Here is a 24,311-nt window from a genome sequence, read left to right as displayed (position 1 = left end):
GCTCGCTCCTACAAGGATCTCTCAACGCACCGGGCGTACTCCGTCAGCCGAACAGCCAGCGCAGGATCAGCACCAGCAACAGCACCGCCAGCACTGGCCGGCCGATGCGGTAGGCCTTGGGATAGGCGCGCTTGAATACCTTCACCTTGCTGCCCACGGCGTCACCGAGGCGAATCAATACCGAGTAGGCCTGGTTGATCCCGCCGACGCGCTCGCCCTCGACGTTCTGCGGCGCCGTAGCACGCCCGAGGAAGGCGCTGACGCGGCGGTTGATGCGCGTCAGCAGGGGCGACTTGAGCGGACGCTCGATATCGCAGAAGAGGATCAGGCGCGATTCGTCCGTCTCGTTCTTCACCCAGTGGACGAAGGTCTCGTCGAACATCACGTCCTGGCCGTCGCGCCAGGCGTAGGGCTGGCCGTCGACGAAGATGCGGCAGTTGTCGGAGTTCGGCGTGGCCAGGCCCAGGTGATAGCGCAGCGAGCCGCCGTACGGGTCGCGATGCTTGTTCAGGTGGCTGCGCGGCGGCAGGCGGGTGAACATCGCGCCCTTGACGTTGGGGATGCTGCTCACCAGCTCCACGGTCTTCGGGCACAGCTGCTGCGCCGAGGGCAGCGGGCCGTCGTACCAGGTCAGGTAGAAGCGCGTCCAGCCCTTCTTGAAGAAGGAACCGAAGCCCGCCTCGTTGTTGTTCAGGGCGTCGCGAATGTAGCCCTCGTCGAACAGCTGTTCGGCTTCCTCGCGGATCATCTGCCAGTTGTCGCGCAGCTTGTCGAGCTCGGGGAAGCGCTCGCGGTCCAGGTAGGGCTTGGACGGCACGCTGGAGTTCAGGTACATGAGCGAATTGTAGGGGGCGAACCAGGCGGAATGGTTCACCACCTGGCGCAGGAAGGGCAGCCGCACCTTGCCGCGCAGATGCACGTAGAGGATGGCAACGAGGAAGATGGCCAGTACCGCGATAACGATGAGCTTCAGCATGGAGGTAACGAGTCCGCTCCAGATGAGTGAATTCGAGCCAGGCACTTGCGCTGCGCTGGCACAGGCCCGAGGATTATACCCCCTGAGGACGATCCCGCCGCACCTAGGCGTTGGTCTGGGAGTTGTCCTGCATCACTATGGGCTGTTGGAGAGCCTTGATTCATGAGCATGTCATTGCGTGATCAGTTGCTGAAAGCCGGCCTGGTCAACGAGAAGCAGGCCAAGCAGGCCGGCAAGCAGAAGCAGAAACAGCAGCGCCTGGAGCACAAGAACCAGGTGGCGAAGGACGACAGCCAGCGCCAGGCGGCCCTGCAGGCCCAGGCCGAGAAGCAGGCCCGTGATGCCGAGCTGAACCGCCAGCAGCAGGAGAAATCCGAGAAGAAGGCCAAGGCGGCGCAGATCAAGCAGCTGATCGAGGGCACGCGCCTGCCGAAGCTGGAGTCGGACGACTACTACAACTTCGTCGACAACAAGAAGGTCAAGCGCATCGCGGTCAACGACATGGTCCGCGACAAGCTCAGCCGTGGCAGCCTGGCCATCGTCAGCCACGATGGCCGCTACGAGATCGTGCCGCGCGATGCTGCGCTGCGCATCCAGGAGCGCGACGAGCGCCGCATCATCGTTCTCAGCGAGCCCAGCGGCGAGCCGGACGAGGACGATCCGTACAAGGATTACGTGGTGCCCGACGACCTCATGTGGTGAGGTCGTTGCGGCCGCTCAGCCGGCCGCATCCAGCTCCACCCTTCCGAACAGCGCCTGCGCCGACAAGGGCGTAATGGCGTGCAGACGGTCCAGCCGGAGTTCCCGGCTGGCATCGTCCACCCGCACCTCGAGAAACTCCTCCAGCATCCCGCCGGCATTCCTTCGCGTGTGCGTGGTGAAGGCCTGGGCGTCGAACGCCAGGCCGTCACGCAACTCGATACGCAGCCAGTAGGGGTAGAGACAGGCGATCTCCAGAAAGTCATGGAGATCGCAGTGCAACGGCTGGTAGTCGCTCATGCCGCCAGACCTTACTTCAGGTCGGCCAGGGCGGCGCCGAAGTTCAGGTGCAGCACCTGTCCATCGACGACCAGCGCCGGTACCGATTTCACTCCGGCGGCCTCGGCTTCGGCCACGCGCGGCGCCTGCTCGCCCAGGTGCACCACTTCGACTTCGCGGTTCAGCAGCGGCAGCAGTGCGCGCTCGGCTTCGACGCAGACGGGGCAACCGGCATGGTAGTAAACGGCTTTGCTCATGATCCTTCTCCCGATTGAGTATGTATCGATTCGATACCAGTTCAGTCTGCGATCGGAAATGACCTTCTGTCAAACTGGTTTTTGATCGATACTATCTATCGGAGGGATCAGCCCATGACCGATACGACCCTGTACGACTACCTCGAACGCATCGCCAGCCTGATGCGTGCCTGGGCACGCGAGCAGCCGCTGATGGCCGATCTGCAGCCGATCCAGCTGAGTGCGCTGAACTACCTGGCGCGCTGCAACCGCTATTCGAACACGCCGCTGGGCGTGACGGACTTCCTCGGGCTGACCAAGGGCACGGTGTCCCAGTCGCTCAAGACGCTGGAGGCCAAGGGACTGATCGAGAAACGTCCGGATGCCCAGGACCGCCGCAGTGTGCATCTGGAACTGACGCAGGAGGGCAGGGGGCTGATCGATGCGCTGGTGCCGCCGGCGTTTCTGCGACGCGCCGAAGAGGCGCTGGGGGAGCGCAGCGAGCTGCTGGTCGAGTTGCTGCGGGAGTTGCTGGCGACCGTGCAACGCCAGGAGAACGTGCCGGGGTTCGGCCTGTGCCGCACCTGTCGTTTCCACCAGAAACGGGATGACGGCGCACTCTGCGGGCTGACGGGGGAACGGCTGGGCGCGCACGAAGGCGAACTGATCTGCCGCGAGCATGCCGCACCTGGCGAAGTGGCCTGAGCCGAAACGGCGGTCTTTGTAGGAGCGAGCTTGCTCGCGAACCGATTGATTCCGAAGTCGCGGGGGAAAACCTGTTCGCGAGCAAGCTCGCTCCTACAGGGTTTTGCGCGTCGGAAATGAAAAAGCCGGGCATGAGCCCGGCTTTTTCGTTGCACAGCGGCGCTATCAGAAGCGATAGGTCATCTGCGCGGTCAGGCCGTGGGCGCTGTTGTCGTACTTGGCGCTATAGGCCGGCTGCAGTTGCAGGCCCGCCAGTTCCTGGCCGTCCGGCTGGTTCACGCCGGCGGTGGATTCCCACAGGTAGGCGTAAGCCACGTCGATGGTCATGTCGGCGTTCGGCGAGTAGCCGGCGCCCAGGGTGAAGATCTTGCGATCGCCCACCGGGATACGCACGGTGCGGTGCTCGTTGGTGGTCGGCGACGGATCGTACGCGAAGCCGGTACGCAGGACCCACTGGTCGTTCCACTGATAGGAGGTACCGATCGCGGCGGACCAGGTGTCGTGCCAGCTCAGGTCTTCGCCGATGGTGTCGAAGGCAGCGATCGGAGCGCCGGTGTTCTGCACTTCGATGGACTTCAGACGGCTCCAGCGCGTCCAGGTGGTGCCACCGTAGACGGTCCAGCGATCATCCAGCTTCTGGGTGATGGACAGGTCCAGGGACTCGGGCAGGGTGATGTCCAGGCTGGCGTCCATGCGCGAGTCGAACAGGCCGGCAGGCGAGTTGGACACGGTGGTGTGGCCTTCCAGCTCGTACTTGACCTTGGAGTGGTAGGTGGCGCCGAGGGAGGTGCTCTCGGTCGGGGTCACCAGGATACCGACGTTGAAGCCAGCGGCGGTGTCGTCACCCTTGATGCTGATCTCGGTGTCGTTCGGCGCGCCGAACAGGCCCTTGGTGGCCAGGTCGTTTTCCAGCTTGCCGTCGATGCGGTTGATGGTCGGGCCGAAGCCGACGGACACCACGTCGTTGAACTTGTAGCTGATGGTCGGCTGGACGGTGATCACCTGGACTTTGCTGTAGGAGCCGTGGGAACGGCCCTGGAAGCTGCCTTCGTAGTCGTTGATGATGCCGTACGGCACGTAGATGCCCAGGCCGACGCTGACCTTGTCGTCCAGCGGGGTGGCGATGTAGCCGAACGGCACGGCGGCCAGTGGCACGGAGTCGCCCTTGTTGGAGCCGGTGGCGGAGCTGTGCGCGTCGCTGATGTCGTCCTTGGCCGAGACCACGGCAAGACCGCCGCTGATTTCGGTGCGCTTGAGCTTGGACATGCCGGCGGGGTTGCCGTAGATGGTGCTGGCGTCCAGTGCGGAGGAAGCACGGCCCGCGTACGCGGTACCGGCGCCACTGGCGCTTTGCTCGTTGATCGCAATGCCGTTGGCGAGGACTTGGGCAGAGGCGGCGCTAATGGTCAGGGCTAGGGTGGTCTTGAGCCATGTTGTTTTCATTGTAAGAGCAACTCCTGTGTTTATCGGCGCGCAAGCTACCAAGATTCCCGGGTCTTGGGTAGTGGTCGGCAGGCGCTCTACCTTGGGCTTCGGGGCTCAAACGAGCGTTCCATCTGAATGATGTCCGTTCGTCGCTGTATGTAAAATATTTCTGACCGCTCAGTCACCATTCGGATGAGGGATGTTCAGGCGACCCGACTGAAATTTCCGACGTAGCTGTGCCAGGCGTCGACGAAGTCGTGGAGGCGTCCGTGAGGGTGGAAAACCTGGCGCCAGACGCGGGCCAATTCCATGGGGTCGTCCGTCAGCGGCAGGGGCAGGTGCTCCGCTTCAACCAGCATCCAGGCGATGGCGGTGCTATAGCGCAGGTTGACCGTGAGTTCGAGGTGCGGTGCGTCGAGGAAGGCATGCTGGCTGGCCAGCCCTCGCACGCGGCTGGCCAGCTCGGGGTCCAGGGCCAGGAATCCATCCCAGAGCGTCTGGTGCCGTTGTTCACCAATGCGATACAGCCCGTGGCCATGGCTGTCATCGAGGGCGCTCCCCAGCGCCGACTGACAGGCCGCTGCCCCCAGCAGCAGCGATTCGGCCGCGACACTGTGACGCCCCAGATAGTGCAGGGTGGGGCGAATCACATACTGGCAAAGGTCGTTCGCGGCGATTCCCATGACATCCTCGTCATCAATGACCGGCGGGGCTGGGCGTCTTGGCAGCTTCTGATGATTATCCTCGGCCCCGCCGGAAGCGGACTTAGCCGCTCAAATTGAAGTGTAGTGCGATGAAGATGATGTAAAGGTCTGTTTTTAAACTGTTTCGTCGGCGCAGCTTTCGTTCATATTCCTTCTGGCGATTAGATGCTCGGCGGTAACTCCGGCATCGCAGAGAGCTTTTCCTCGGCTTCTTCGTGGCCCTGGTCCGCCGCCTTCTGGTACCAGGCACGGGCCTGTGCGGGGTTCTTCGCAACGCCGCGCCCCTTGGCGTAGCTCTCGCCCACCTCGTACTCGGCGTCCACATCGCCCTGTTCGGCGGACAGCAGATAGAGGGCGAAGGCCTTCTTGTAGCTGCGGGTCACTCCGGTGCCGTTCTCGTACATGATCGCGAGGTTGTACTGGGCATCCTTGTCGCCCTGGTCGACGGCCTTCTGGTACCAGTACACCGCCTTGGCCGAGTCCTGCTCCACGCCGTCGCCATTGTCATAGGCGTTGCCGAGGTTGTACTGGGCACAGGCGTGGCCCTGCTTGGCGGCCTTCTCGTACCAGTAGGCGGCTTTCTCGTAGTCCTGGTCGTACTCGTCGCTGCCGGAGTCGTATTCCAGGCCGAGGCTGTACTGGGCGCTGGCGTGGCCCGCCTTGGCGGCTTTCACCAGGTCTTCGCCGTAGAGGTCGGACCACTCGTCCTGGATGGCGCAGGGGGTCGCTTCCAGTTCCGCGGCGTGGAGGGGGAGGGCGCTGCACAGGCCGAGCAGCAGGCTGGCGAGCAGGGTTTGGTGGATGCGCGAAGGCATGGGATCACTCCTTTGATGAATGGGCACGAGTCTGACCGATGCCCTGGTACCTATCCATAGGAACGGAAGGCGCCGGTGTGAAGCGCCTTCCGTTTTTTCCGCCAGAGCGGGGAGATCAGTCGCCCCTGGCCACCGGGCGGCGGCTATCGGTGATCCATTCGCTCCAGGAGCCTGCATACAGGCGGCCCAGCGGATAGCCCGCCAGGCTCAGGGCGAACAGGTTGTGGCAGGCGGTGACGCCGGAGCCGCAATAAGCGACCAGGTCCTCAGCCGGACGGCCACGCAGCAGACCCGCGAAGCGCTGGTGCAGGTGTTCCGGACGCAGGAAGCGGCCGTCGTTGCCGAGGTTGTCGGTAAAGGCCGCACACTGGGCGCCGGGAATGTGGCCGGCGACCGGGTCGATGGGTTCGACCTCGCCACGGAAGCGAGGCAGGCCGCGGGCGTCGATCAGCGGCAGTTCGGCGGAGCCGAGTTTCGTGGCCAGTTCGCTGGCGCTGATCAGCAGACTGTTGTCCGGTTCGCCGTTGAAGTCGCCAGGACGCAGCGGTGTTTCGGCGGTGGTCAGGCGCAGGCCGGCGTTGCGCCAGGCGGTCAGGCCGCCGTCGAGCAGGTACACCCCCTCGCTCTTGCCCAGCCACAGCAGCAGCCACCACGCGCGGGCGGCGAAGGCGCCGGGGCCGTCGTCGTACAGCACCACTTCACTGTCGGCGTTCAGGCCCCAGGCACGCAGGTGTTCCTGCAGATGTTGCGGATCGGGCAGCGGGTGGCGCCCCGTGACGCCGGGAATCACCGGGGAGGAAAGGTCCCGGTTGAGGTCGGCGAAGTGCGCGCCGGGGATGTGGTTTTCCTGGTAGCTGCGCGCGCCGTAGGCCGGGTCTTCGAGGGCGAAACGGCAGTCGAGCAGGACGAGATTCGGGTCATCGAGGCGGGCGGCCAGTTGCTCGGGCGTGAGCAGGCGGGCTTGGGTCATGGGCGCGTTCCTGTGTCGTGACGGGGCTGAGGCGCATCATAAGGCTTGTACGATGAAAAGTTGGTGGGAGTTGGCGAACATGCACGACCAGCAATCGGCACCGCGCAAGGCGGGCCCGCTGCGCGTCGCCCTGGTGGGACTGGCGACCGTTCTGATCACCCTGGGCTACAGCGTCCGGGTCCTGGCACTGGGCGCCATTGGCCGGTTGCGCCGCGCCAGGGTCGATGGTTTCACCCGCGACTGGTCCGGCAGCCTGCTGCGCCTGACCGGCGCGCGCATGAGTCGCCACGGCGAGGTGCCGGACTTCAGCGACGGCCGTCGCTACATGATCCTCTGCACCCATTCCAGCTTCTACGATATCCCGGCGATCTTCGTGACCATGCCCGGATCGATCCGCATGCTGGCCAAGCGCGAGCTGTTCGCCGTGCCGGTGTGGGGCGCCGCCATGCGCGCGGCGGAGTTCCCGTCCATCGACCGGCACAACCGCCACCAGGCCATGGCTGACCTGGCGAAGGCGCGGGAAATGATGGAGAGCGGCATCGTGCTCTGGGCCGCGCCCGAGGGCACGCGCTCCAGGGATGGCAAGCTGCAGCCGTTCAAGAAGGGCTGCTTCCGCCTGGCCCAGCAGACCGACGCGATCATCGTCCCGGTGGCGATTCGTGGCATCCAGCAACTGCTGCCGGCCGGCGGCCTCAAGCTGAACCTCGGCATGCCGGTGGAAGTGCATGTCGGCGCGCCGATCGATTCCACCCGGTTCACTGAACAGGGCATCGATGTGCTGATGGGCGAGGTGCGCGAGCGCATGCTGGAGCTGCTGGAGCCCGCCGCAGCGCCCGTACCAGCGCCTGCTCTGGCGGAGCAGACACCGGCCTGAGGCGTGGAGCCTTCAGCGTATGGGTAGCCGGCCTATGCGGTCGTTCTCCAGGCTGCCCAGGTAGAGCACGCCGTTCACCGGCTTGGCCGACGTCACCATGCGCAGGTGCTGGCCGCTGGTGTCATGCAGGCTGCGCACGATCTCGCCTTTCTCGTTCACCTGGATCACCAGGCCGTAGGGCACCGGCTTGGGTAGCACGGCGCGCGGCAGCTTGGTGAGCTGGCGTTTCAGCCAGGGCATCTGCTGGATCATGTCGGCGTCGGCCTTGCGCGCCGAGGGCAGGGCAACCCAGAGGGTGCCGCTGCGGTCGCTGGCGAGGTTGTCCGGCAGGCCCGGCAGGTTGTCGATGAAGACCTCGTGCTGCCCGGCCTTCTCGCCCTTGAGCCAATAGCGAGTGATGCGGTAGCGGTAGGTTTCGTTGACCAGCACGAAGTCCTCGTGCTGCGACAGGGCCACGCCGTTGGCGAAGTACAGGTCCTTGAGCAGCGTCTCGGTCTTGCCGGTGGCCGGGTCGTAGCGCAGCAGGCGGCCGTGGGGACGGGCCTCTAGCAGGTCAAGGATGTAGTCGGGCTGGTGGAAGCGGCTGGAAGCGTCGCTGAAATAGATACGGCCATCGCTGGCGATGTCCAGGTCATCGGTGAAGGCGAAGGGAACGCCGTCGGCCGAATCGGTCAGCACGCGGATCTTGCCCTGTGGATCGACCTCCAGCAGGCCCTTCCAGGCGTCGGCGACGATCAGGTTGCCGCCCTTGTCGAACGCCAGGCCCAGCGGGCGGCCGCCGGTCTCGACGAAGGTTTCGGCCTTGCCGTCGGCGCCGATGCGCACGATGCGCCCGTCGTCCAGCCCGGCGAAAACCCGGCCCTGGCTGTCCACGGCGGTATCCTCGGGGCCGACGATCTGGCCCTGGGCGAGGAGTTCGGCTTTCATCAGGGTGTCGTTGGGTTCCATCACGCCGGTCATCGGTGGCGCCTTGGGCGGCGTCCAGGCCAGCGGATCGATGGGGCTGGGCGTGAGCGCCAGGTAGACCGCCAGGGCTACGACCAGCAGGACGACCAGTCCGAGAAGCTTTTTCATGCGCAAGCTGCCTTCTTGTTGTTGTGGGCGGGGCAAAGCGTAGAGATTGCCATGCAGTTGTCACAGACCGATGGCCGAGTGGAATGCTCGTACATCATGCATCTCTATATACTGCGCGCACCGAAACGAAGGAGATGTTCGTGACCGTCCTCGATATACAGTGGATTCGCGACGATGCCACCCTGGAGCGCAAGTGCCAGGACTGGAAAGAACTGCCATACCTCGCGCTCGATACCGAGTTCATGCGTGTCGATACCTTCTACCCGGCCGCCGGGCTGGTGCAGGTCGGCGATGGCAGCGGCGTGTGGCTGATCGACCCGCTGCTGATCCGCGACTGGTCGCCGTTCGCTGCCGTGCTGGAGTCGCCGGTGGTGGTCAAGGTGTTCCATGCCTGCGGCGAGGACCTGGAAGTCTTCCAGCGCCTGACCGGCAGCCTGCCGCAGCCGCTGTTCGACACCCAGTTGGCCGCCGCCTACCTGGGCATGCCGCATTCCATGGGCTACTCCAAGCTGGTGCTGGAAATCCTCGGCCTCGACCTGCCCAAGGACGAAACTCGCTCCGACTGGCTGCAACGCCCGCTGACCGACATGCAGGTGCGCTATGCCGCCGAGGACGTTCAGCACCTGGCCGAGGTCTATGTGAAGCTCGCGCCACGCCTGAGCGACGAGAAGCTGCAGTGGCTGCTGGCCGACGGCACCGACCTGACCAACAACCAGAGCCGCGTCAGCGACCCGCAGGAGGCTTACCTCGACGTCAAGCTGGCGTGGAAGCTCAATCGCCCGCAGCTGGCCGTGCTGCGCGAACTGTGCGTCTGGCGCGAGGAGCAGGCGCGGTTGCGCAACAAACCGCGCAACCACATTCTGCGCGAGCACACCCTGTGGCCGCTGGCGCGCTTCCAGCCGGCCGACAAGGTCGCCCTGGCGCGTATTGACGACATGCACCCGCGCACCGTGCGCCAGGACGGTGACACCCTGATCGCACTGATGGCCCACGCGGCGAAGTTGCCCGAAGCCGTCTGGCCGCAGACCCTGCCCGAGCCGCTGCCGCGCGAGATCACCCCGGTGCTGAAGAAGCTGCGTGAAGTCGGCCAGAAGGAAGCCGAGCGCCTGGAAATGGCGCCGGAGCTGATGCTGCGCAAGAAGATTCTCGAAGCCCTGCTCAAGACCGGCTGGCCCAATGGCCCCTACCAGTTGCCCGACTCGCTGCAGGGCTGGCGCCGCGAGCTGATGGGGCAGGCCCTGTTGGACAGCCTGGCGACCCAGACCCCCGAATAACGCGACCCACTGCAAAACGCGGCGCATTCAATAACGCGGAAAGTACCGACATGAAACGCATCTGCTCCATCTACAAGAGTCCGCGCAAGAACGAGATGTACCTGTACGTTGACAAGCGCGAAGCCCTCAGTCGTGTGCCCGAGGCGCTGCTTGTCGCCTTCGGCGCGCCGCAGCACGCCTTCGACCTGGTCCTGAGCCCCGAGCGCCAGCTGGCCCGGGAAGACATCAACGTGGTGCTGGAAAACATCGAGAAACAAGGTTTCCACCTGCAGATGCCGCCGGCGGAGGAGGAGTACATCCAGCACCTCCCCGAGGAATTGCTGCGGCGGAACGATCCGGTCTGATCCCGACCGTATCGTCACCCTGTTCAGGCCGCGTATTTGCCCAGTGCTGGCACTGTGCAAGTGCGCGGCTTGAGCGCATTATGCAGGAGTAAAAAGGGTTCAACGGAGCGGAACGCTTGGTCTCTGGCTGTGTCTATAGCCGCCTGACTTCCCTAGAACTGACGACGATTTCCCCAGGGAAGCTCCCTTGAAGCGAGTCCAGATGCGCCAGCCGGAAATGCTCCACCGTTCGAAGCGAAAGGCCTGACCATGCGCCTGCTCGTACTTGATCGCGAACACGCCCTCTATGCTGCCCTGCTGATGGCGGCCGAACCCCGGTTGACGGTGATCTCCGGCAACAACCCCGACACCCTGGTGGAAGCGGCGGCCGAATGCCCCGTGTGGCTCGGCGAGCCGACTCTGGCAGCCCAACTGCTACGCCAGGGCGTGCACCCGGTATGGATCCAGTCCAGCTGGGCGGGCATCACCCCGCTGCTGGCCGACGACCTCCCCAAGGACTACGCCCTGACCCGCGCCGTCGGCATTTTCGGCCAGGTCATGACCGAATACCTGCTCACCTACATGCTCGCCCACGAACGCCAGTTCCTCGGCCGCCTGGCCAGCCAGGTCGGCGTGCAGTGGGACGACCGCGCGCCGGGCAGCCTGAGTGGCCGGCAGATCCTCATCGTCGGCACCGGCGAGATCGGCCAGGCCGTGGCGCACATGCTGGCGCCCTTCGGCGTGGACCTGGTTGGCGTGGCGAAGACCCCGCGTTCACTGGTGCCCTTCGGTCGCATGGGCGGGCTGGATGACTTGCCGCGCCTGGCGGAGACCGCCGACTACGTGATCAACCTGCTGCCCGACACGCCGGAAACCGCGGATATCTTCAACCTCGCGCTGTTCCAGCGGATGAAGCCCACCGCGCTGTTCCTCAATGCCGGGCGTGGCACTTCGGTGGTGGACGAGGACCTGGTCGCGGCGCTGGAAGCCAATCAGCTGGCCGGTGCGGTGATCGACGTCTGTCGCCAGGAGCCGCTGCCGACCTCGCACCCCTTCTGGCACACGCCGCGCCTGCTGCTCACGGGCCATACCGCCGCGCCGACGCTGCCGAGCCTGCTGATCGACCTGTTCCGCGACAACCTCACGCGCTTCTGGGCAGGGCAGGCCATGCGCGGCGAAGTGGACTTCTCCCGCGGTTACTGATCGCGGCGGACGTGAAAAAGGCCCCGTATGGGGCCTTTTGCTTTTCCGCAGGCGTTGAACCGCACAACGCCGGCGTCAACCTGTAGGAGCGCGCCATGCGCGCGATCGCGGGCGTGGCCCGCTCCTACAGGGAGCGCCATGCCGTCAAAGTGAGAAATCACCTTCGGCCACGATTTCCGCCAGCGGACGGCGGGCATTGGGCACTTCGCGGGCCTGCAGGCTCTCGGAGAGGATCGACTTGTCGCCCAGCTTGCCGATGGCGATCACCGCGTGGATTTCGTGGTCCGCCGGGACCTTCAGCTCGGTGCGCGCCAGCTCGCGGTCGAAGCCGGCCATGCCGTGGGTGTGCCAGCCCGCCAGGCTCGCCTGCAGGGCGAGGAAGCCCCAGGCCGAACCTGTGTCGAAGCTGTGCCACAGGGCGGGCTTTTCCTCGCTGGAGCCGGGCGGTGCGAAGGTGGTCTTGGACAGCACCACCACCAGCGCCGAGGCGTGCTGCGCCCAGCCGCGGTTGAACTCGCCCAGCAGGTTCAGGTAGCGCTGCCAGTTCGGCGTGTCGCGCAGGGCGAAGAGGAAGCGCCAGGGCTGCGAGTTGAAGGAAGACGGCGCCCAGCGCGCGGCCTCGATGAAGCTCAGCAGGGTGGCTTGGGGAATGGCTTCGCCGCTGAAGGCGCGGGGCGACCAGCGATTGATGAACTGCGGGTCGATCGGGTGCTCGGAAACGCGAGGATTGGCGCTCATGGTGGCTCCTTGAAGGGCGTGGAATCTGCCGATGGTGCCGTGGTCGGCCGGGCATCGCGGTGGGATCGGGCGGCTGGCGGGTCTCGCGGCGCTGGTAGAAGGCAGGCGGACCGGGCCCGTGGGGCGATCAAACTAACCAGCGCGGCCCGCTCTGGCAAGCGCTGCGCGGTCAATGGTCGCCTGCGCTTGGCCTGCGGGCGCGACAGGCTTAGACTTTGCGCCCCGTGAAATTGCCCCTGACCCAAAAATGGCCGCCAAAGTCGAACCCTTCTGGAAACGCAAGACCCTCGACCAGCTCGATCAGGAAGAGTGGGAATCGCTGTGCGATGGCTGCGGCCTGTGCTGCCTGCAGAAGCTGGAAGACGAGGACGACGGCGCGGTCTACTACACACGCATCGCCTGCAAACTGCTGGACCTGAAGACCTGCCGCTGCACCGACTACGCCAACCGCCGCGCCAGCGTACCCGACTGCATCCAGCTCACCCCGGCCCAGGCCGACGAGTTCCAGTGGCTGCCGCCGACCTGCGGCTATCGCCTGGTCTCCGAAGGCAAGGATCTGCCTCTCTGGCACCACCTGGTCTGCGGCGATCCTGACGCGGTGCACCACGAGCGTATTTCCCAGTCCGGGCGCATGCTCGCCGAGGGGGCGGTGCCCGAGGACGACTGGGAAGAGCACCTGATCTTCCGCGCCGGCTGAGTCAGCCCGGCGCCGGTGCGCGCAGCCAGTAGCAGGCTTCCTCGCCGGTCAGCGGCGCCTCGCCGTCCGGCAGTTCCACGCGCTTCTCCCACAGCGGGAACCAGCGGTCGTCCTTCACGTCCTCAATGGTCGCCGGGCGCACCTTGGCGCGGAAGCGCCGCTCGCAGGCGCCCCATTGCACGAAGTTGACCTGCGCTTCGATCAGGCTCACGGCGTTGGCGCCGGCGCGGGCGTCAGGGAAGCAGAGTTGCAGGTGATCGTCCTCCCAGAAGCAGATCTCGCAGATTTCGTACGACCCCGGAGGGTCGCCGAAACTGAAGTAGCCGCAGCAGGGGCAGGTGTAGAGCATCAGGCGTGGCCTTCGATGCCCAGCACCTTGAACAGGAAGGCGTATTCCAGTGCCACATCCTTCAGGCCCTGGTAGCGGCCGCTCATGCCCCCGTGGCCGGCGCCCAGGTCGGTCTTGAGCAGCAGCAGGCGGTCGTCGGTCTTGCTGACGCGCAGCTTGGCGACCCACTTCGCGGCTTCCCAGTACTGCACGCGGCTGTCGTTATAGCCGGCCACCACCAGCAGGGCCGGGTAGTCCTGGGCGCTGACGTTCTCGTAGGGGGCGTAGGCCTTGATGCGTGCGTAGACCTCCGGCTCCTGCGGGTTACCCCACTCGTCGTACTCGGTGACGGTCAGCGGCAGGTCGGGATTGAGCATGCTGTTGAGCACGTCGACGAAGGGCACTTCGGCGATGGCCGCGGCGAACAGCTGCGGGCGCTGGTTGAGGACCGCGCCGATCAGCAGGCCGCCGGCGCTGCCGCCGCTGATCGCCAGCTGCGCCGGGGTGCTGTAACCGTGGGCCAGCAGATGGTCGGCGCAGGCGATGAAATCGCTGAAGGTGTTCTGCTTGTGCTCCAGCTTGCCGGCGCGGTACCAGGCTTCGCCCAGTTCGCCGCCGCCGCGCACGTGGGCGATGGCGAAGACGAAGCCGCGCTCCAGCAGGCTCAGGCGCGCATGGGAGAACCAGGGGTCGAGGCTCTCGCCATAAGCACCATAGCCATAGAGGTAGAGTGGCGCCGGCTTGCCTCGCGCGATGTCTTCCAGCACCTCGCGGCGGCCGACCAGGCTGATCGGCACCTGCACGCCGTCGGCGGCGTCGGCCCAGAGGCGGCGGCTCTCGTAGGCGTCGGCGTCGAATGGGCCTTCCACCGGGGTTTGCTTGAGGACTTTCTGTTCGCCACTGGCGAGGTCCAGCTGGCGAATCTGCGCCGGGCGGTTGAGCGCCTCGTAGCGCAAGCGGATCACCGCGCTGTCGAACTCCAGGCTGTCCTGTACATAGAGGTTGTAGGCGGCGTCCGGCAGGCCGACGCGGTGCGCCGGCTGGCCGTGCGGGTGGACTTCGACGATCGGCAGGCCGCCTTCGCGCAGGCTCAGGGTCAGGGCGCTGGCGCTCAACGTCAGGCCTTCGAGCATCACGTCGTCGCGGTGGGCCACCAGTTCCTGCCAGTGGGCTCGGGTCGGCTGTGCCTCGCTGGCGTGGTAGAGCGCGAAGTTGATACCGGCCTGGTTGCTGCGGATCAGCCAGGCCCAGTTGCCCTCAAGGCGGCCGTGGTCCGGGTAGTACTCGTGGCCTTCCTCGCGCGGCGCCAGGCAGACGAACTCACCCTTGGGCTCGTTGGCGTCCAGCACCCAGGCCTCGCTGGTGGTCTTGCTGTTGAGCAGCAGCACCAGCTGGTGCTCGGAGCTGGCACGGTAGCAGTTGAGGAAGAAGCGCCCGTCGGGCTCCTCGAAGATCAGCTGCGCGTCGCTTTCGCCCAGGCTGTGGCGGTAGAGCTTGTGCGGACGGTGGGTGTCGTCCAGCTCGCCGAAGAACAGGGTGCGGTTGTCGTTGGCCCAGGTGAGGCTGCCATCGCAGTTGTCGAAGGGCAGGGTGGTGATGCTGCCGTCAGCCAGTTCCTTCACGTAGAGGGTGTAGATCTCGTCGCCGCTGGTATCCAGGCTGTAGGCCAGCTTCGAATGATCGGGGCTGATACTGAACGCGCCGACCGACAGGAAGCCGTCACCGGCCAGCTCGTTCGGGTCCAGCAGCAATTCTTCGGCGCTCTCCTCGACGGTCAGCGAGCCATCGGCCGGGCGCGGGCTGCGGTAGTGGCGAGGGTACTCGTCGCCGGCGGTGGTGCGCTGGTAGTAGAGCCAGGGGCCCCAGGGCGTGGGCAGCGACAGGTCGGTTTCGCGGATGCGGCCCTTGATCTCCTGGAACAGGGTTTCGCGTAGCTTCGTCTGAGGAAGAAGTCGATCTTCCAGGTAGGTATTTTCTGCTTTCAGGTAGTCGAGGACATCATCGGCGTCGCGGTTTTCCAGCCAGGCATAGGGATCGGCTGCGGCCTCGCGGCGGGCGATGGGGGGCTGGCGGTCGGTCATGGCGAATCCTCGGCGGCGGCATGGATGACGCCTGGCTGCGCACCCACGGGGAAAAGGAGCTATCATACGCACCCCTCTGCCGACACCGCACGTACGCACGCGCATGAACGAACACGATTACACGCTTGCCTGGGGCGCCTATATCGCCGCCGGCCTTGGCCTGACCCTGGTCTGGTTCCTGATGACCGGCTGGATGTGGCGCTGGCTGCGCGAGCCGTTGCGGGTGATCGTCATCGTCCTGCTGTTCACCCCGACCCCGGTGGACCCGGCGAACAACCTGTACGCCCCGGCGATTGCCATCACCGCGCTGGACGTGGTGTTCAAGGTCGGCAACAACGCCTGGCGCGCCGTCTCCGACCTCGCCCTGGTGCTGCTAGCCGCCTTCGGCCTGTACCTGCTGTTCGTGCTGATCCGCTGGCCACTGGAGCGTTCGCTGAAGAAGCGCCGCCAGGACAAGGAAGCGGAAGACGAACCGACCCTGCGCCAGCTGATGCAGCCTGAGCTGGTCGAGGGTGTGGACTCCCACCCGAGCGAACGGCACGACAACCGCGTGCGGATCGAACCGCGCCTGTAGACCGGCCTTGCGTCCTGCCCCGCACGCGTCCAGCATGAACTGAACGGCCTTTCGAGGAGTTCCCATGGACTGCGTGTTCTGTGCCATCGCGGCCGGTCGCGTGCCGGCCCGTATCCTCTACGAAGACGATCATTTCATCGTGCTGCTGGACATCTACCCGCTGCGCCCCGCGCACCTGCTGCTGGTGGCCCGTGAGCACGCGACCTTCCTGCACCAGCTTTCGGAGAGCGCGCAGCAGGACCTGATCCCGCTGGCCGAGCGCATGGAGCGCGTGTTGCGCCGTGCCGGCTACGGGAGGGTCGGCATCAACCTGCTGGTCAACGACGGCCCCGCGGCCAACCAGCACGTCCCACATTTTCATCTGCACCTTATCCCGCGTGAATTGAGCGACCTGCCGGCCCTGCTGCTGCGCGCGCTCACGCGGTTCCTGCCGCTGGGGCGGAAAAGGATGCAGAATCGCCTGGAACGCGAGCTGCATCAGCTGCGCGAGGCACTGATGGAGGAGAACTGATTCATGTGCGAGTTGCTCGGCATGAGCGCCAACGTCCCGACGGACATCGTCTTCAGCTTCACCGGGCTGATGCAGCGCGGCGGCGGCACCGGCCCGCACCGCGACGGCTGGGGCATCGCCTTCTATGAAGGGCGCGGTGTGCGGCTGTTCCAGGACCCGTCCGCCAGCGTCGACTCGGAAGTCGCGCGGCTGGTGCAGCGCTACCCGATCAAGAGCGAAGCGGTGATCGGCCACATCCGCCAGGCCAACGTCGGCAAGGTCTGCCTGTCCAACACACACCCGTTCGTGCGCGAAATGGGCGGGCGCTACTGGACCTTCGCCCACAACGGCCAGCTCGCCGACTTCCATCCCGAGCCCGGTCTGTACCGCGCGGTGGGCGACACGGACAGCGAAGCGGCCTTCTGCGACCTGCTCAACCGCGTGCGCCGTGCGTTCCCCGAACCCGTGCCGGTGGAGGTGCTGCTGCCCACCCTGGTCACCGCCTGCGCCTCCTACCGCGAGAAGGGCGTGTTCAACTGCCTGCTCAGCGACGGCGACTGGCTGTTCACCTTCTGCAGCACCAAGCTGGCCTGGATCACCCGCCGCGCGCCGTTCGGCCCGGCACGGCTGCGTGATGCCGACGTCACGGTGGACTTCCAGTCGGAAACCACACCCAACGACGTGGTGACGGTGATCGCCACCGAACCGCTGACCGACAACGAAAACTGGACCCTGATGCAGGGCGGCGAGTGGATGCTCTGGTGGCGTGGCGAGATCGTCACCCAGGGCCGCATCTGATCGGGACGTGAAGCATTCCCGGAATGCCGGTGCGGCAAACGGGAGAATCCGGCGTCGCCTTGCACATCCATAAGAACGAAGGGGGAAAGAATGCTGCGCAGCTACGTACGCATGGTGCTGTTTGCACTGGGGCTGATGGTCGCGGTCCAGGTGCCGGGCTTCATCAAGGATTACGCGCAACGCGTCGACGCCCACCGCATCGAGGCCACCCAGGCACTCCAGGGGTTCAAGGACACATCGGGGCAGTTCTTCAAGGGGGACCTGAGTGCCCTGGTGGCGCATTACCGCGGTAGTGCCGACCCGGTATTCCAGCGTGACGCCGACAACATCGAGCGCCTCATGCGCCGTGCCCAGCTATTCGAGAACGAATGGCAGGCGCTGCAGGGCAGCTGGTACCAGCGCGCGCTGCACATGGTGACGGCGCCGAACCATGAGTTGCTGCAGGAAACCTACGAGAATTACCGCTACCAGGTGGTGCTGGAGCCCGAGGCCATTGGCTGGGCGCTGGCCGGCGGCCTGCTGCTGGCGTGGATCGCCGAGGTGCTGATGGCTTCGTTGGCGGCGCTGGTCGGCCTGGGCGACAACCGTCGCGCTTCGCGCCGTCACTGGAACTGAACCTCGACGGCTCTTCGTAGGAGCGATTTTGCTCGCGAACCGGTGTCAGCCCGACGTGTCGATGTCAGGTGGGGTGCCGTTGTTCGCGAGCAAGCTCGCTCCTACAGGTTGGCCTGACGCCCCAAGGCTTCCTCGGGCGATTCGTGGCGGCGGTAGGGGAACACGTCGATCACCTTGCCGGCGCGAATCTGTTCCTGCAGCCCCTTCCAGTAGTCCGCGTCGAACAGGTTGCCGTGCAGCTTGGCGAACTGCCGGCGCAGCTTCAGGTCGACGAACAGGAAGCGCGGGAACTCTTCCGGGAACACATCCATCGGCCCCACCGAGTACCAGGGCTCGGAGGACATCTCGTCCTCCTCGTAGCGCGCCGGCGGGATGTGGCGGAAATGCACTTCGGTGAGGTAGCAGATCTCGTCGTAGTCGTAGAACACCACGCGGCCGTGGCGGGTGACGCCGAAGTTCTTCAGCAGCATGTCGCCGGGGAAGATGTTCGCTGCCGCCAGTTGCTTGATCGCCAGCCCGTAGTCCTTCAGCGCTTCTTCCACCTGCGCCGGCGTGGCGTGCTCCAGGTAGATGTTCAGCGGGGTCATGCGGCGCTCGGTCCAGCAGTGGCGGATCAGCACCACGTCGCCCTCCAGAATCACGGTGGAGGGCGCGACGTCCAGCAGTTCGGCAAGGCAGTCGGGGTCGAACTTTCGCACCGGGAAGCGGAAATCGGCGAACTGCTGGGTGTCGGCCAGGCGCCCGACACGGTCGTGGTTCTTCACCAGCTGGTACTTCTGGATCACCGTGGCGTGGTCCACGGTCTTGGCCGGGTTGAAGTTGTCCTTGATGATCTTGAACACCGTATTGAAGCCGGGCAGGGTGAACACGCTCATGACCATGCCGCGCACGCCGGGGGCCATCACGAAGCGGTCGTCGGTGGTCGCCAGGTGGTTGATCAGCGCGCGGTAGAACTCGCTCTTGCCCTGCTTGTAGAAGCCGATGGAGGTGTACAGCTCGGCGATGTGCTTGCCCGGCAGCAGGCGCTTGAGGAAGGCGACCATCTCCGCCGGCACCGGCGCGTCGACCATGAAGTAGGAGCGGGTGAAGGAGAAGATGATCGAGACTTCCGCCTCGTCGGTGATCACCGTGTCGAACTGGATGCCGCGCCCCTCGTGGTGCACCAGCGGGAACACCAGCGGCCACTGCTCCTCGGGGGTGAACAGGCGGCCGACCAGGTAGGCGCCCTTGTTGCGGTAGAACACCGAGCCGATCAGCTCGATGGTCAGGGTCGGGTCCTTGCACACCCAGTCCGGCAGGTTGGCGTGCAGCAGGTGATCCATGCGCTCCAGGTCGCGTTCGCGGTCGTCGTAGTCCACGGCGAAGCGGTAGTCGTCGAAGATGCTCTCCAGCGCCTGGCGCAGCTTGCCGCCGGGGCGGTAGAGGCGCGTGTGCGGATCGCGCGAATGGGCGCGCAGCGAGGGCCGGGTGGTGTGCACGAACATCGTGCCGTCGCTGATGTTGTCGTGGCTGAACAGGCCGCAGAAGATCGAGTTGAACCAGGTTTCCGCGAGTTCGTCGTCCAGCCGCGGGTCGATCAGGGTGATGTAGGCGCTCTTGGCGATGGGCCAGCGCTCCACGTCCACCAGGTCGATGCCGACCATGGCGCGGGTCAGGCGGCTTACGGTCTCGGCGACCATTTCCTCGTACAGGTCGATGCGTGCGGCGGAGGCGCGCTGGGCCTCCTGCCATTGCGCCTGCTCGAAACGCGCGGGCGCTCCGGCGGTGATCTGGTGGAACTTCGCGCGGTAGTCGTCGAAGCCTTCGAGGATCAGGGTCGCGATCTCGGTCGCCGGCCAGTGCTGAGCCATGGGAGCGCCTCTGCTGGGTTCTGGTGCAGCGAGCTTAGCCATGGGAATGGGGGAGGGAAAGGGCGATTTCGCCGGAGGATCGTGGCGCTTTCCCGTGAAATTAACGCGTATGCTGGCCGGCCACGCTCTTGGACAAAGAGCCCTGGAAAAGCCCTATCGGCAAGGAGCCGGCCCGCAATGGAAGAGTTTCGCATCGAGCGCTGCACCGAGCAGCACATCAATGGCCTCGCGGCCCTCTACAACGACCCGGCCGTGTGCCGCCAGGTGCTGCAGATGCCGCATCAGGCGCCGGACCTGTGGCGCAAGCGAATGGTGCTGGATGACGAGCGCCGGGTAACGCTGATGGCGATGCACCAGGACCAGGTGATCGGCAGCGCGAGCATCGAACAGTTCCCGCGCGTGCGGCGCAGCCATTGCGGCAGCATCGGCATGGGCGTGGCGGTGGCCTGGCAGGGGCGCGGCGTCGGCACGCGGCTGCTGGCCGAGTTGATGGACCTTGCGGACAACTGGATGGCCCTGCGCCGCGTCGAACTGACCGTCTACACCGACAACGCTCCGGCCATCGCGCTGTACCGCAAGTTCGGTTTCGAAGTGGAGGGCCAATTGCGCGAGTACGCCATTCGCGACGGCATCTACGCCGACGTGCTGAGCATGGCCCGCCTGCGTCGCATCTGACAGTGGACTTTGAAAGTCAGCTATGGATGGATGGTGTCTGCCGCTGGCGTAGTCTGGCGGCTTACCTGCCCTGGAGCTTTTCGCGATGAATCCCGCTGCTCTGCTGAATATGTTCGGGCTGGCCGCCATCTGGGGGGCCAGCTTCCTGTTCATGCGCCAACTGGTGCCCGCCATCGGGGTCATGCCGACGGCGTTCTTTCGTGTCGTGCTGTCCGCAGCCGGGCTGGTTGTGATCATGCTGGTCCTGCGCACCCGCTGGGATTTCCGCGGCAAGCTGGTGCGCCTCCTGCTGATCGGCGTGATTGCTTCTGGCATCCCGGTGCTGATGTACAGCCTGGCGGCGCAGTTTCTGCCGGCGGGGTATTCGGCGATCTTCAACGCCACCACGCCGCTGATGGGCGTGCTGATCGGTTCGCTGTTCTTCGGTGAGGCACTCACCGGCGGCAAGGCGCTCGGCGTATTGCTGGGGTTGGCCGGCGTAGCGGTGCTGACCCGCGCCGGGCCTGTTCCCTTCGACTCTCAGGTGCTCTGGGGCGCCGCCGCCTGCCTGGTGGCGACGACCTGCTACGGCTTCGCCGGCTATTTCACCAAGCGCTGGATCAACGACCAGGGCGGGCTGGACTTCGCTGTCTCGGCCCTGGGCAGCCAGACGGGCGCAACCCTGTGCCTGCTGCCGTTCTTCCTCGGCACCAGCCTGGACATGCCGCTGGCGCCGCTGGCCGAGCCGAAGATCCTGCTGGCGCTGGCTGGCCTGGGCTTCCTCTGCACGTCCTTCGCCTACGTCCTGTACTTCCGCCTGCTGGCCAGCATCGGCCCGTTGAAGACCATGACGGTGACCTTCCTGATCCCGCCCTTCGGCGTGTTCTGGGGCGTGCTGCTGTTGGATGAGTCGCTGTCCTGGGCGCACCTGCAGGGAGGCGTGCTGATCGCCGCGGCGCTGTGGCTGGTGCTGCGGCCGGCGCCGGTGGCGAAGGTGGAGACGGCGGGGTGAGGGCGACGGACATTTCCTGATAGTTTGTGCCGGCGGGTTTCCCTCTCCCCAGCCCTGGCTGCGCGCCCCGCTCCGAAGGGAGAGGGAGCAGTCCTCTGCGAGCTTCAACGCCCGAGTTCTTCCGGTGCTGGCAGGACCGCTCGGATCTTTCAGTTGGCGCAGACTAGTCCCCTCTCCCTTCAGGGAGAGGGTTAGGGAGAGGGGGCAAGCCCCACGGAGGACTACCCGTTATCCACCGCTTGTGCGTTTCCAGCGTCCCGCGCCGGAGCCGTCTTGCGAAACACCAGCATCAGGCCCACCACGATCAGCCCCATGCCCAGCAGCCCGAGGGCGGACAGGCGATTGCCGAACACCGTGTAATCCATCAGCGCCGTGACCGCCGGCACCAGGTAGAACAGGCTGGTGACGTTGACCAGGTTGCCCGCCGCGATCATCCGGTAGAGCAGCACGGTGGCCAGCACCGAGACCATCAGCCCCATCCACAGTGCACTGAGGATGAACGCAGCATTCCATTCCACATGCAGCGGCTGGAAGGGCGCCACGGCGACGCACAGCGCCAGCCCGGCGATGTACTGCAGCGGCAGGGTGCCCAGCGGATTCTCGCGGATGTTCTTCTGCAGGATCGAGCCGCCGGTGATCGACAGCAGTGCCAGCAGGCAGCAGGCCAGCCCGGCGAAGGTCAGGCCGGACAGCCCGATGCTCTGGTAGACCACCATCACCAGCCCGATCAGCCCCAGCGCGAGACCGGCAAGGCGCTGCGGCGAATGCCGGCGTTCGAGCAGGAAGCTGGTCAGCATTGGCTGTACGCCCAGCACCGTGGCGATCACGCCGGGGGTGACGTGCAGGTCCAGCGCCATCAGGTAGAAGATCGGATAGATACCCAGCATCACCAGGCCGGTGAACACGGCATGGCGAACCTGCCTGCGCTCGCGCGGCCAGCGCAGGCCGATCAGCGGGGAGAGGATCAGCAGCGCCAGTAGCGCGGTGCCGAAGCGGGCAATGAGGAACACCATCGGCGAGGCGTGGGCCAGGCCCCACTTGCTGATGATCGCGGCGCTGCTCCACAGCAGCACGAACAGCGAGGTACTGGCCAGGCCGGCCAGGGAAGAACGAGTGAACGAAATCATGCAATGCACCTGTCGTCAGGCAGATCACGCCCGGCCTGCTTAGGGCCGGACACATACCGGGAGCCGCGTCAGTTGAACGCGGGAAACCAGGCGGTGAAAAACGCGTGAGGCGTCAGAAGCTCACGCCGGGTGGCGGGTAGGCCGCACCGGGTGGCGGAGGCGACGCGACAGCGACGACAGGAGGAGGAGGGCAGGCCGCGCCCGCACCCGCGCCGCGTGCCGGGGAGGCTGCAGCGATGATTGCCGGATCGGGCAATGGGTATCGGGACATGGACGGCGAACCTGTTCAGTGGGGCAGCAACGGCGCTGCGTGGGCTGACTATAGCGGGCGTTGCGCGCGCAGGCGAGCCCTGTGCGAGTCGCGCGGCAATCTGCGATTCCTGCGACAGAAACGACAACGCGCACAGGCTGCACCTGTGCTGACGCATTTCGTAGGAGCGAGCTTGCTCGCGAACCGATTCCGTCGCGGGGCCTGTTCGCGAGCAAGCTCGCTCCTACAAGGAGTTCGCCTCCTGCATCTCTCACTGGGGCGGGCGCTCTCCGCGAAATCCGGCCCGGTGCAATCGGCAGAAACGACAACGCGCGGCCGGGGCCGCGCGTTGTCACGCAAGGTTGACGCTTACTTGCCGGTCTTGATGGTGTTCCAGGTGCGGGTACGTACGCGGTCGATCTTCATCGGCATGGATTCGAGGGCGAACAGCTTGGCCATCTTGTCCTGCGGCGGGTAGATCGCCGGGTCCGCCTTGATCGCCTTGTCCACCAGCGGGTCGGCGGCCAGGTTGCCGTTGGCGTAGTGCACGTAGTTGCTGACGCCGGCCATCACTTCGGGGCGCAGCAGGTAGTTCATGAAGGCGTAGGCGGCTTTCTCATCCGGCGCGTCGTTGGGCATGGCGACCATGTCGAACCACAGCGGCGAGCCTTCCTTCGGGGTGGAGTACTGGATTTCCACGCCGTTCTTGGCTTCCTTGGCGCGGGTGGCGGCCTGCAGGATGTCGCCGGAGAAGCCGACGGCTACGCAGATCTCGCCGTTGGCCAGGTCGCTGACGTACTTGGAGGAGTGGAAGTAGCGGATGTACGGACGCACCTTGAGCAGCGCTTCCTCGGCCTTCTTGTAGTCATCCAGCTTCTGGCTGTGATGCGGCAGGCCCAGGTAGTTCAGGGTGATCGGCAGCAGTTCCGGGCCGTTGTCCAGCACCGCTACACCGCACTTGGCCAGCTTTTCCATGTACTCGGGCTTGAAGAAGATGTCCCAGGAATCGATCGGCGCGTTGTCGCCGAGGACTTCCTTGATCTTCGCCGGGTTGTAGCCGATGCCGGTGGTGCCCCACAGGTAGGGGAAGCCGTGCTCGTTGCCCGGGTCGTTCACTTCCAGCGCCTTCATCAGCACCGGGTTGAGGTTCTTCCAGTTCGGCAGTTGGCTCTTGTCCAGCTTCTTCAGCGCGCCGGCCTGGATCTGCTTGGCCATGAAGTGGTTCGACGGCACCACGATGTCGTAACCGGATTTGCCGGTCATCAGCTTGCCATCGAGGGTCTCGTTGCTGTCGTAGACGTCGTAGGTCGCCTGGATGCCGGTTTCCTTGGTGAAGGTCGGCACGGTGTCCGGGGCGATGTAGTCGGACCAGTTGTAGATCTTCACGCTGTCGGCCTGGGCGGCGCCGGCGGCAACGGAGAGGGAAAGTGCAAGGGTGGAGAGCAACGGGGCGGAAATTTTCATTCTTGTGTTCCTGACAACGGTGCGGAAAGCCCGGGCCATCCGCGAAAGATGGGCGACGCTTCGTCGCGGGCTGCGC

General features: G+C 65.5%; 27 protein-coding genes. 13 read left to right on the top strand and 14 right to left on the bottom strand.

Annotated features, from left to right (window positions below; translation table 11 throughout):
- Nucleotides 1-43: 43 nt before the first annotated feature.
- On the bottom strand, nucleotides 44-976 hold the full coding sequence (locus UB43_RS15255; protein WP_045212417.1) for an aspartyl/asparaginyl beta-hydroxylase domain-containing protein: 933 nt from the start codon (nucleotides 974-976) through the stop codon (nucleotides 44-46).
- A 162-nt stretch (nucleotides 977-1,138) separates the two neighbouring features.
- Here UB43_RS15255 and UB43_RS15250 point away from each other — a divergent pair, with 162 nt between their 5' ends.
- Nucleotides 1,139-1,678 carry a DUF2058 domain-containing protein gene (locus UB43_RS15250; protein ID WP_045212416.1) on the top strand — a complete coding sequence of 180 codons (540 nt, stop codon included), beginning with the start codon at nucleotides 1,139-1,141 and terminating at the stop codon, nucleotides 1,676-1,678.
- Between the two features lie 15 nt (nucleotides 1,679-1,693).
- On the opposite strand, the gene UB43_RS15245 is transcribed toward UB43_RS15250, so the two are convergent.
- Both UB43_RS15245 and UB43_RS15240 read right to left on the bottom strand, forming a co-directional pair.
- Entirely contained in the window at nucleotides 1,694-1,975 is a 282-nt protein-coding gene (locus UB43_RS15245; protein WP_045212413.1) for a Rho-binding antiterminator, read from the bottom strand.
- A gap of 11 nt (nucleotides 1,976-1,986) precedes the next feature.
- Entirely contained in the window at nucleotides 1,987-2,211 is a 225-nt protein-coding gene (locus UB43_RS15240) for a thioredoxin family protein (protein WP_045212410.1), read from the bottom strand.
- A 114-nt stretch (nucleotides 2,212-2,325) separates the two neighbouring features.
- Between UB43_RS15240 and UB43_RS15235 the strand changes: the two genes are divergently transcribed.
- A complete protein-coding gene (locus UB43_RS15235; protein WP_045212408.1) occupies nucleotides 2,326-2,895 on the top strand; it encodes a MarR family winged helix-turn-helix transcriptional regulator in 570 nt (189 codons plus the stop codon).
- 165 nt (nucleotides 2,896-3,060) lie between these two features.
- Here the strand turns inward: UB43_RS15235 and UB43_RS15230 are convergent, their stop codons facing one another.
- The 4 genes from UB43_RS15230 to UB43_RS15215 all read right to left on the bottom strand — a co-directional run bounded on the left by UB43_RS15230 (nucleotide 3,061) and on the right by UB43_RS15215 (nucleotide 6,809).
- Nucleotides 3,061-4,338, bottom strand: a complete 1,278-nt coding sequence (locus UB43_RS15230; protein WP_045212405.1) for an outer membrane protein transport protein — start codon at nucleotides 4,336-4,338, stop codon at nucleotides 3,061-3,063.
- A gap of 185 nt (nucleotides 4,339-4,523) precedes the next feature.
- Nucleotides 4,524-5,003, bottom strand: a complete 480-nt coding sequence (locus UB43_RS15225) for a hypothetical protein (RefSeq protein WP_045212402.1) — start codon at nucleotides 5,001-5,003, stop codon at nucleotides 4,524-4,526.
- 182 nt (nucleotides 5,004-5,185) lie between these two features.
- Entirely contained in the window at nucleotides 5,186-5,839 is a 654-nt protein-coding gene (locus tag UB43_RS15220) for a tetratricopeptide repeat protein (RefSeq protein WP_045212399.1), read from the bottom strand.
- Between the two features lie 115 nt (nucleotides 5,840-5,954).
- Nucleotides 5,955-6,809: a sulfurtransferase gene (locus tag UB43_RS15215; protein ID WP_045212397.1), complete on the bottom strand. Its 855-nt coding sequence runs from the start codon at nucleotides 6,807-6,809 to the stop codon at nucleotides 5,955-5,957.
- Nucleotides 6,810-6,888: 79 nt separating this feature from the next.
- On the opposite strand from UB43_RS15215, the gene UB43_RS15210 reads away from it, so the two are divergent.
- Complete coding sequence (locus UB43_RS15210) at nucleotides 6,889-7,683, top strand: 1-acyl-sn-glycerol-3-phosphate acyltransferase (protein ID WP_045212395.1); 795 nt, start codon at nucleotides 6,889-6,891, stop codon at nucleotides 7,681-7,683.
- Nucleotides 7,684-7,695: 12 nt separating this feature from the next.
- Here the strand turns inward: UB43_RS15210 and UB43_RS15205 are convergent, their stop codons facing one another.
- Nucleotides 7,696-8,757, bottom strand: coding sequence for an SMP-30/gluconolactonase/LRE family protein (locus UB43_RS15205; protein ID WP_045212393.1), 1,062 nt, complete (start codon nucleotides 8,755-8,757; stop codon nucleotides 7,696-7,698).
- Between the two features lie 134 nt (nucleotides 8,758-8,891).
- On the opposite strand from UB43_RS15205, the gene rnd reads away from it, so the two are divergent.
- The 3 genes from rnd to UB43_RS15190 all read left to right on the top strand — a co-directional run bounded on the left by rnd (nucleotide 8,892) and on the right by UB43_RS15190 (nucleotide 11,557).
- Entirely contained in the window at nucleotides 8,892-10,031 is a 1,140-nt protein-coding gene (rnd, locus tag UB43_RS15200; protein ID WP_045212391.1) for a ribonuclease D, read from the top strand.
- A 50-nt stretch (nucleotides 10,032-10,081) separates the two neighbouring features.
- Complete coding sequence (locus UB43_RS15195) at nucleotides 10,082-10,375, top strand: YcgL domain-containing protein (protein ID WP_045212389.1); 294 nt, start codon at nucleotides 10,082-10,084, stop codon at nucleotides 10,373-10,375.
- 249 nt (nucleotides 10,376-10,624) lie between these two features.
- The gene (locus UB43_RS15190) at nucleotides 10,625-11,557 is read left to right on the top strand and encodes a D-2-hydroxyacid dehydrogenase (RefSeq protein WP_045212386.1); all 933 of its coding nucleotides are present in this window, start codon (nucleotides 10,625-10,627) and stop codon (nucleotides 11,555-11,557) included.
- 144 nt (nucleotides 11,558-11,701) lie between these two features.
- Here UB43_RS15190 and UB43_RS15185 read toward each other — a convergent pair whose 3' ends face one another.
- Nucleotides 11,702-12,295 (bottom strand): nitroreductase family protein, encoded by a 594-nt coding sequence (locus tag UB43_RS15185; RefSeq protein WP_045212383.1) that lies wholly within the window; start codon nucleotides 12,293-12,295, stop codon nucleotides 11,702-11,704.
- Nucleotides 12,296-12,542: 247 nt separating this feature from the next.
- Between UB43_RS15185 and UB43_RS15180 the strand changes: the two genes are divergently transcribed.
- Nucleotides 12,543-12,992 (top strand): YcgN family cysteine cluster protein, encoded by a 450-nt coding sequence (locus UB43_RS15180; protein WP_045212381.1) that lies wholly within the window; start codon nucleotides 12,543-12,545, stop codon nucleotides 12,990-12,992.
- A gap of 1 nt (nucleotide 12,993) precedes the next feature.
- On the opposite strand, the gene UB43_RS15175 is transcribed toward UB43_RS15180, so the two are convergent.
- Entirely contained in the window at nucleotides 12,994-13,341 is a 348-nt protein-coding gene (locus UB43_RS15175) for a CPCC family cysteine-rich protein (RefSeq protein ID WP_045212378.1), read from the bottom strand.
- The gene (locus tag UB43_RS15170; protein ID WP_045212376.1) at nucleotides 13,341-15,401 is read right to left on the bottom strand and encodes a S9 family peptidase; all 2,061 of its coding nucleotides are present in this window, start codon (nucleotides 15,399-15,401) and stop codon (nucleotides 13,341-13,343) included. The genes UB43_RS15175 and UB43_RS15170 overlap by 1 nt, the downstream gene beginning before the upstream one ends.
- Before the next feature lie 103 nt (nucleotides 15,402-15,504).
- Here UB43_RS15170 and UB43_RS15165 point away from each other — a divergent pair, with 103 nt between their 5' ends.
- The 4 genes from UB43_RS15165 (at nucleotide 15,505) to UB43_RS15150 (ending at nucleotide 17,878) form a co-directional block, all read left to right on the top strand.
- Nucleotides 15,505-15,975 carry a hypothetical protein gene (locus UB43_RS15165; RefSeq protein ID WP_045212374.1) on the top strand — a complete coding sequence of 157 codons (471 nt, stop codon included), beginning with the start codon at nucleotides 15,505-15,507 and terminating at the stop codon, nucleotides 15,973-15,975.
- Between the two features lie 64 nt (nucleotides 15,976-16,039).
- Nucleotides 16,040-16,486, top strand: a complete 447-nt coding sequence (locus tag UB43_RS15160) for an HIT family protein (protein WP_045212372.1) — start codon at nucleotides 16,040-16,042, stop codon at nucleotides 16,484-16,486.
- Between the two features lie 3 nt (nucleotides 16,487-16,489).
- Nucleotides 16,490-17,263 (top strand): class II glutamine amidotransferase, encoded by a 774-nt coding sequence (locus UB43_RS15155; protein WP_045212370.1) that lies wholly within the window; start codon nucleotides 16,490-16,492, stop codon nucleotides 17,261-17,263.
- A gap of 90 nt (nucleotides 17,264-17,353) precedes the next feature.
- Entirely contained in the window at nucleotides 17,354-17,878 is a 525-nt protein-coding gene (locus UB43_RS15150) for a DUF2937 family protein (protein WP_045212366.1), read from the top strand.
- 101 nt (nucleotides 17,879-17,979) lie between these two features.
- On the opposite strand, the gene aceK is transcribed toward UB43_RS15150, so the two are convergent.
- Complete coding sequence (aceK, locus tag UB43_RS15145; RefSeq protein WP_045212364.1) at nucleotides 17,980-19,728, bottom strand: bifunctional isocitrate dehydrogenase kinase/phosphatase; 1,749 nt, start codon at nucleotides 19,726-19,728, stop codon at nucleotides 17,980-17,982.
- 177 nt (nucleotides 19,729-19,905) lie between these two features.
- Between aceK and UB43_RS15140 the strand changes: the two genes are divergently transcribed.
- A complete protein-coding gene (locus UB43_RS15140; RefSeq protein WP_045212361.1) occupies nucleotides 19,906-20,403 on the top strand; it encodes a GNAT family N-acetyltransferase in 498 nt (165 codons plus the stop codon).
- An 85-nt stretch (nucleotides 20,404-20,488) separates the two neighbouring features.
- On the top strand, nucleotides 20,489-21,394 hold the full coding sequence (locus UB43_RS15135) for a DMT family transporter (RefSeq protein ID WP_045212359.1): 906 nt from the start codon (nucleotides 20,489-20,491) through the stop codon (nucleotides 21,392-21,394).
- Between the two features lie 221 nt (nucleotides 21,395-21,615).
- Here UB43_RS15135 and UB43_RS15130 read toward each other — a convergent pair whose 3' ends face one another.
- Nucleotides 21,616-22,521 (bottom strand): DMT family transporter, encoded by a 906-nt coding sequence (locus tag UB43_RS15130; RefSeq protein WP_045212356.1) that lies wholly within the window; start codon nucleotides 22,519-22,521, stop codon nucleotides 21,616-21,618.
- A 619-nt stretch (nucleotides 22,522-23,140) separates the two neighbouring features.
- Nucleotides 23,141-24,235: a polyamine ABC transporter substrate-binding protein gene (locus UB43_RS15125; protein ID WP_045212354.1), complete on the bottom strand. Its 1,095-nt coding sequence runs from the start codon at nucleotides 24,233-24,235 to the stop codon at nucleotides 23,141-23,143.
- Nucleotides 24,236-24,311 lie beyond the last annotated feature (76 nt).

The sequence above is a fragment of the Pseudomonas sp. 21 genome (assembly GCF_000955805.1).
In the GTDB taxonomy this organism is placed as follows: Bacteria; Pseudomonadota; Gammaproteobacteria; order Pseudomonadales; family Pseudomonadaceae; genus Pseudomonas.
This window is presented reverse-complemented; position numbering and strand designations above follow the sequence as displayed.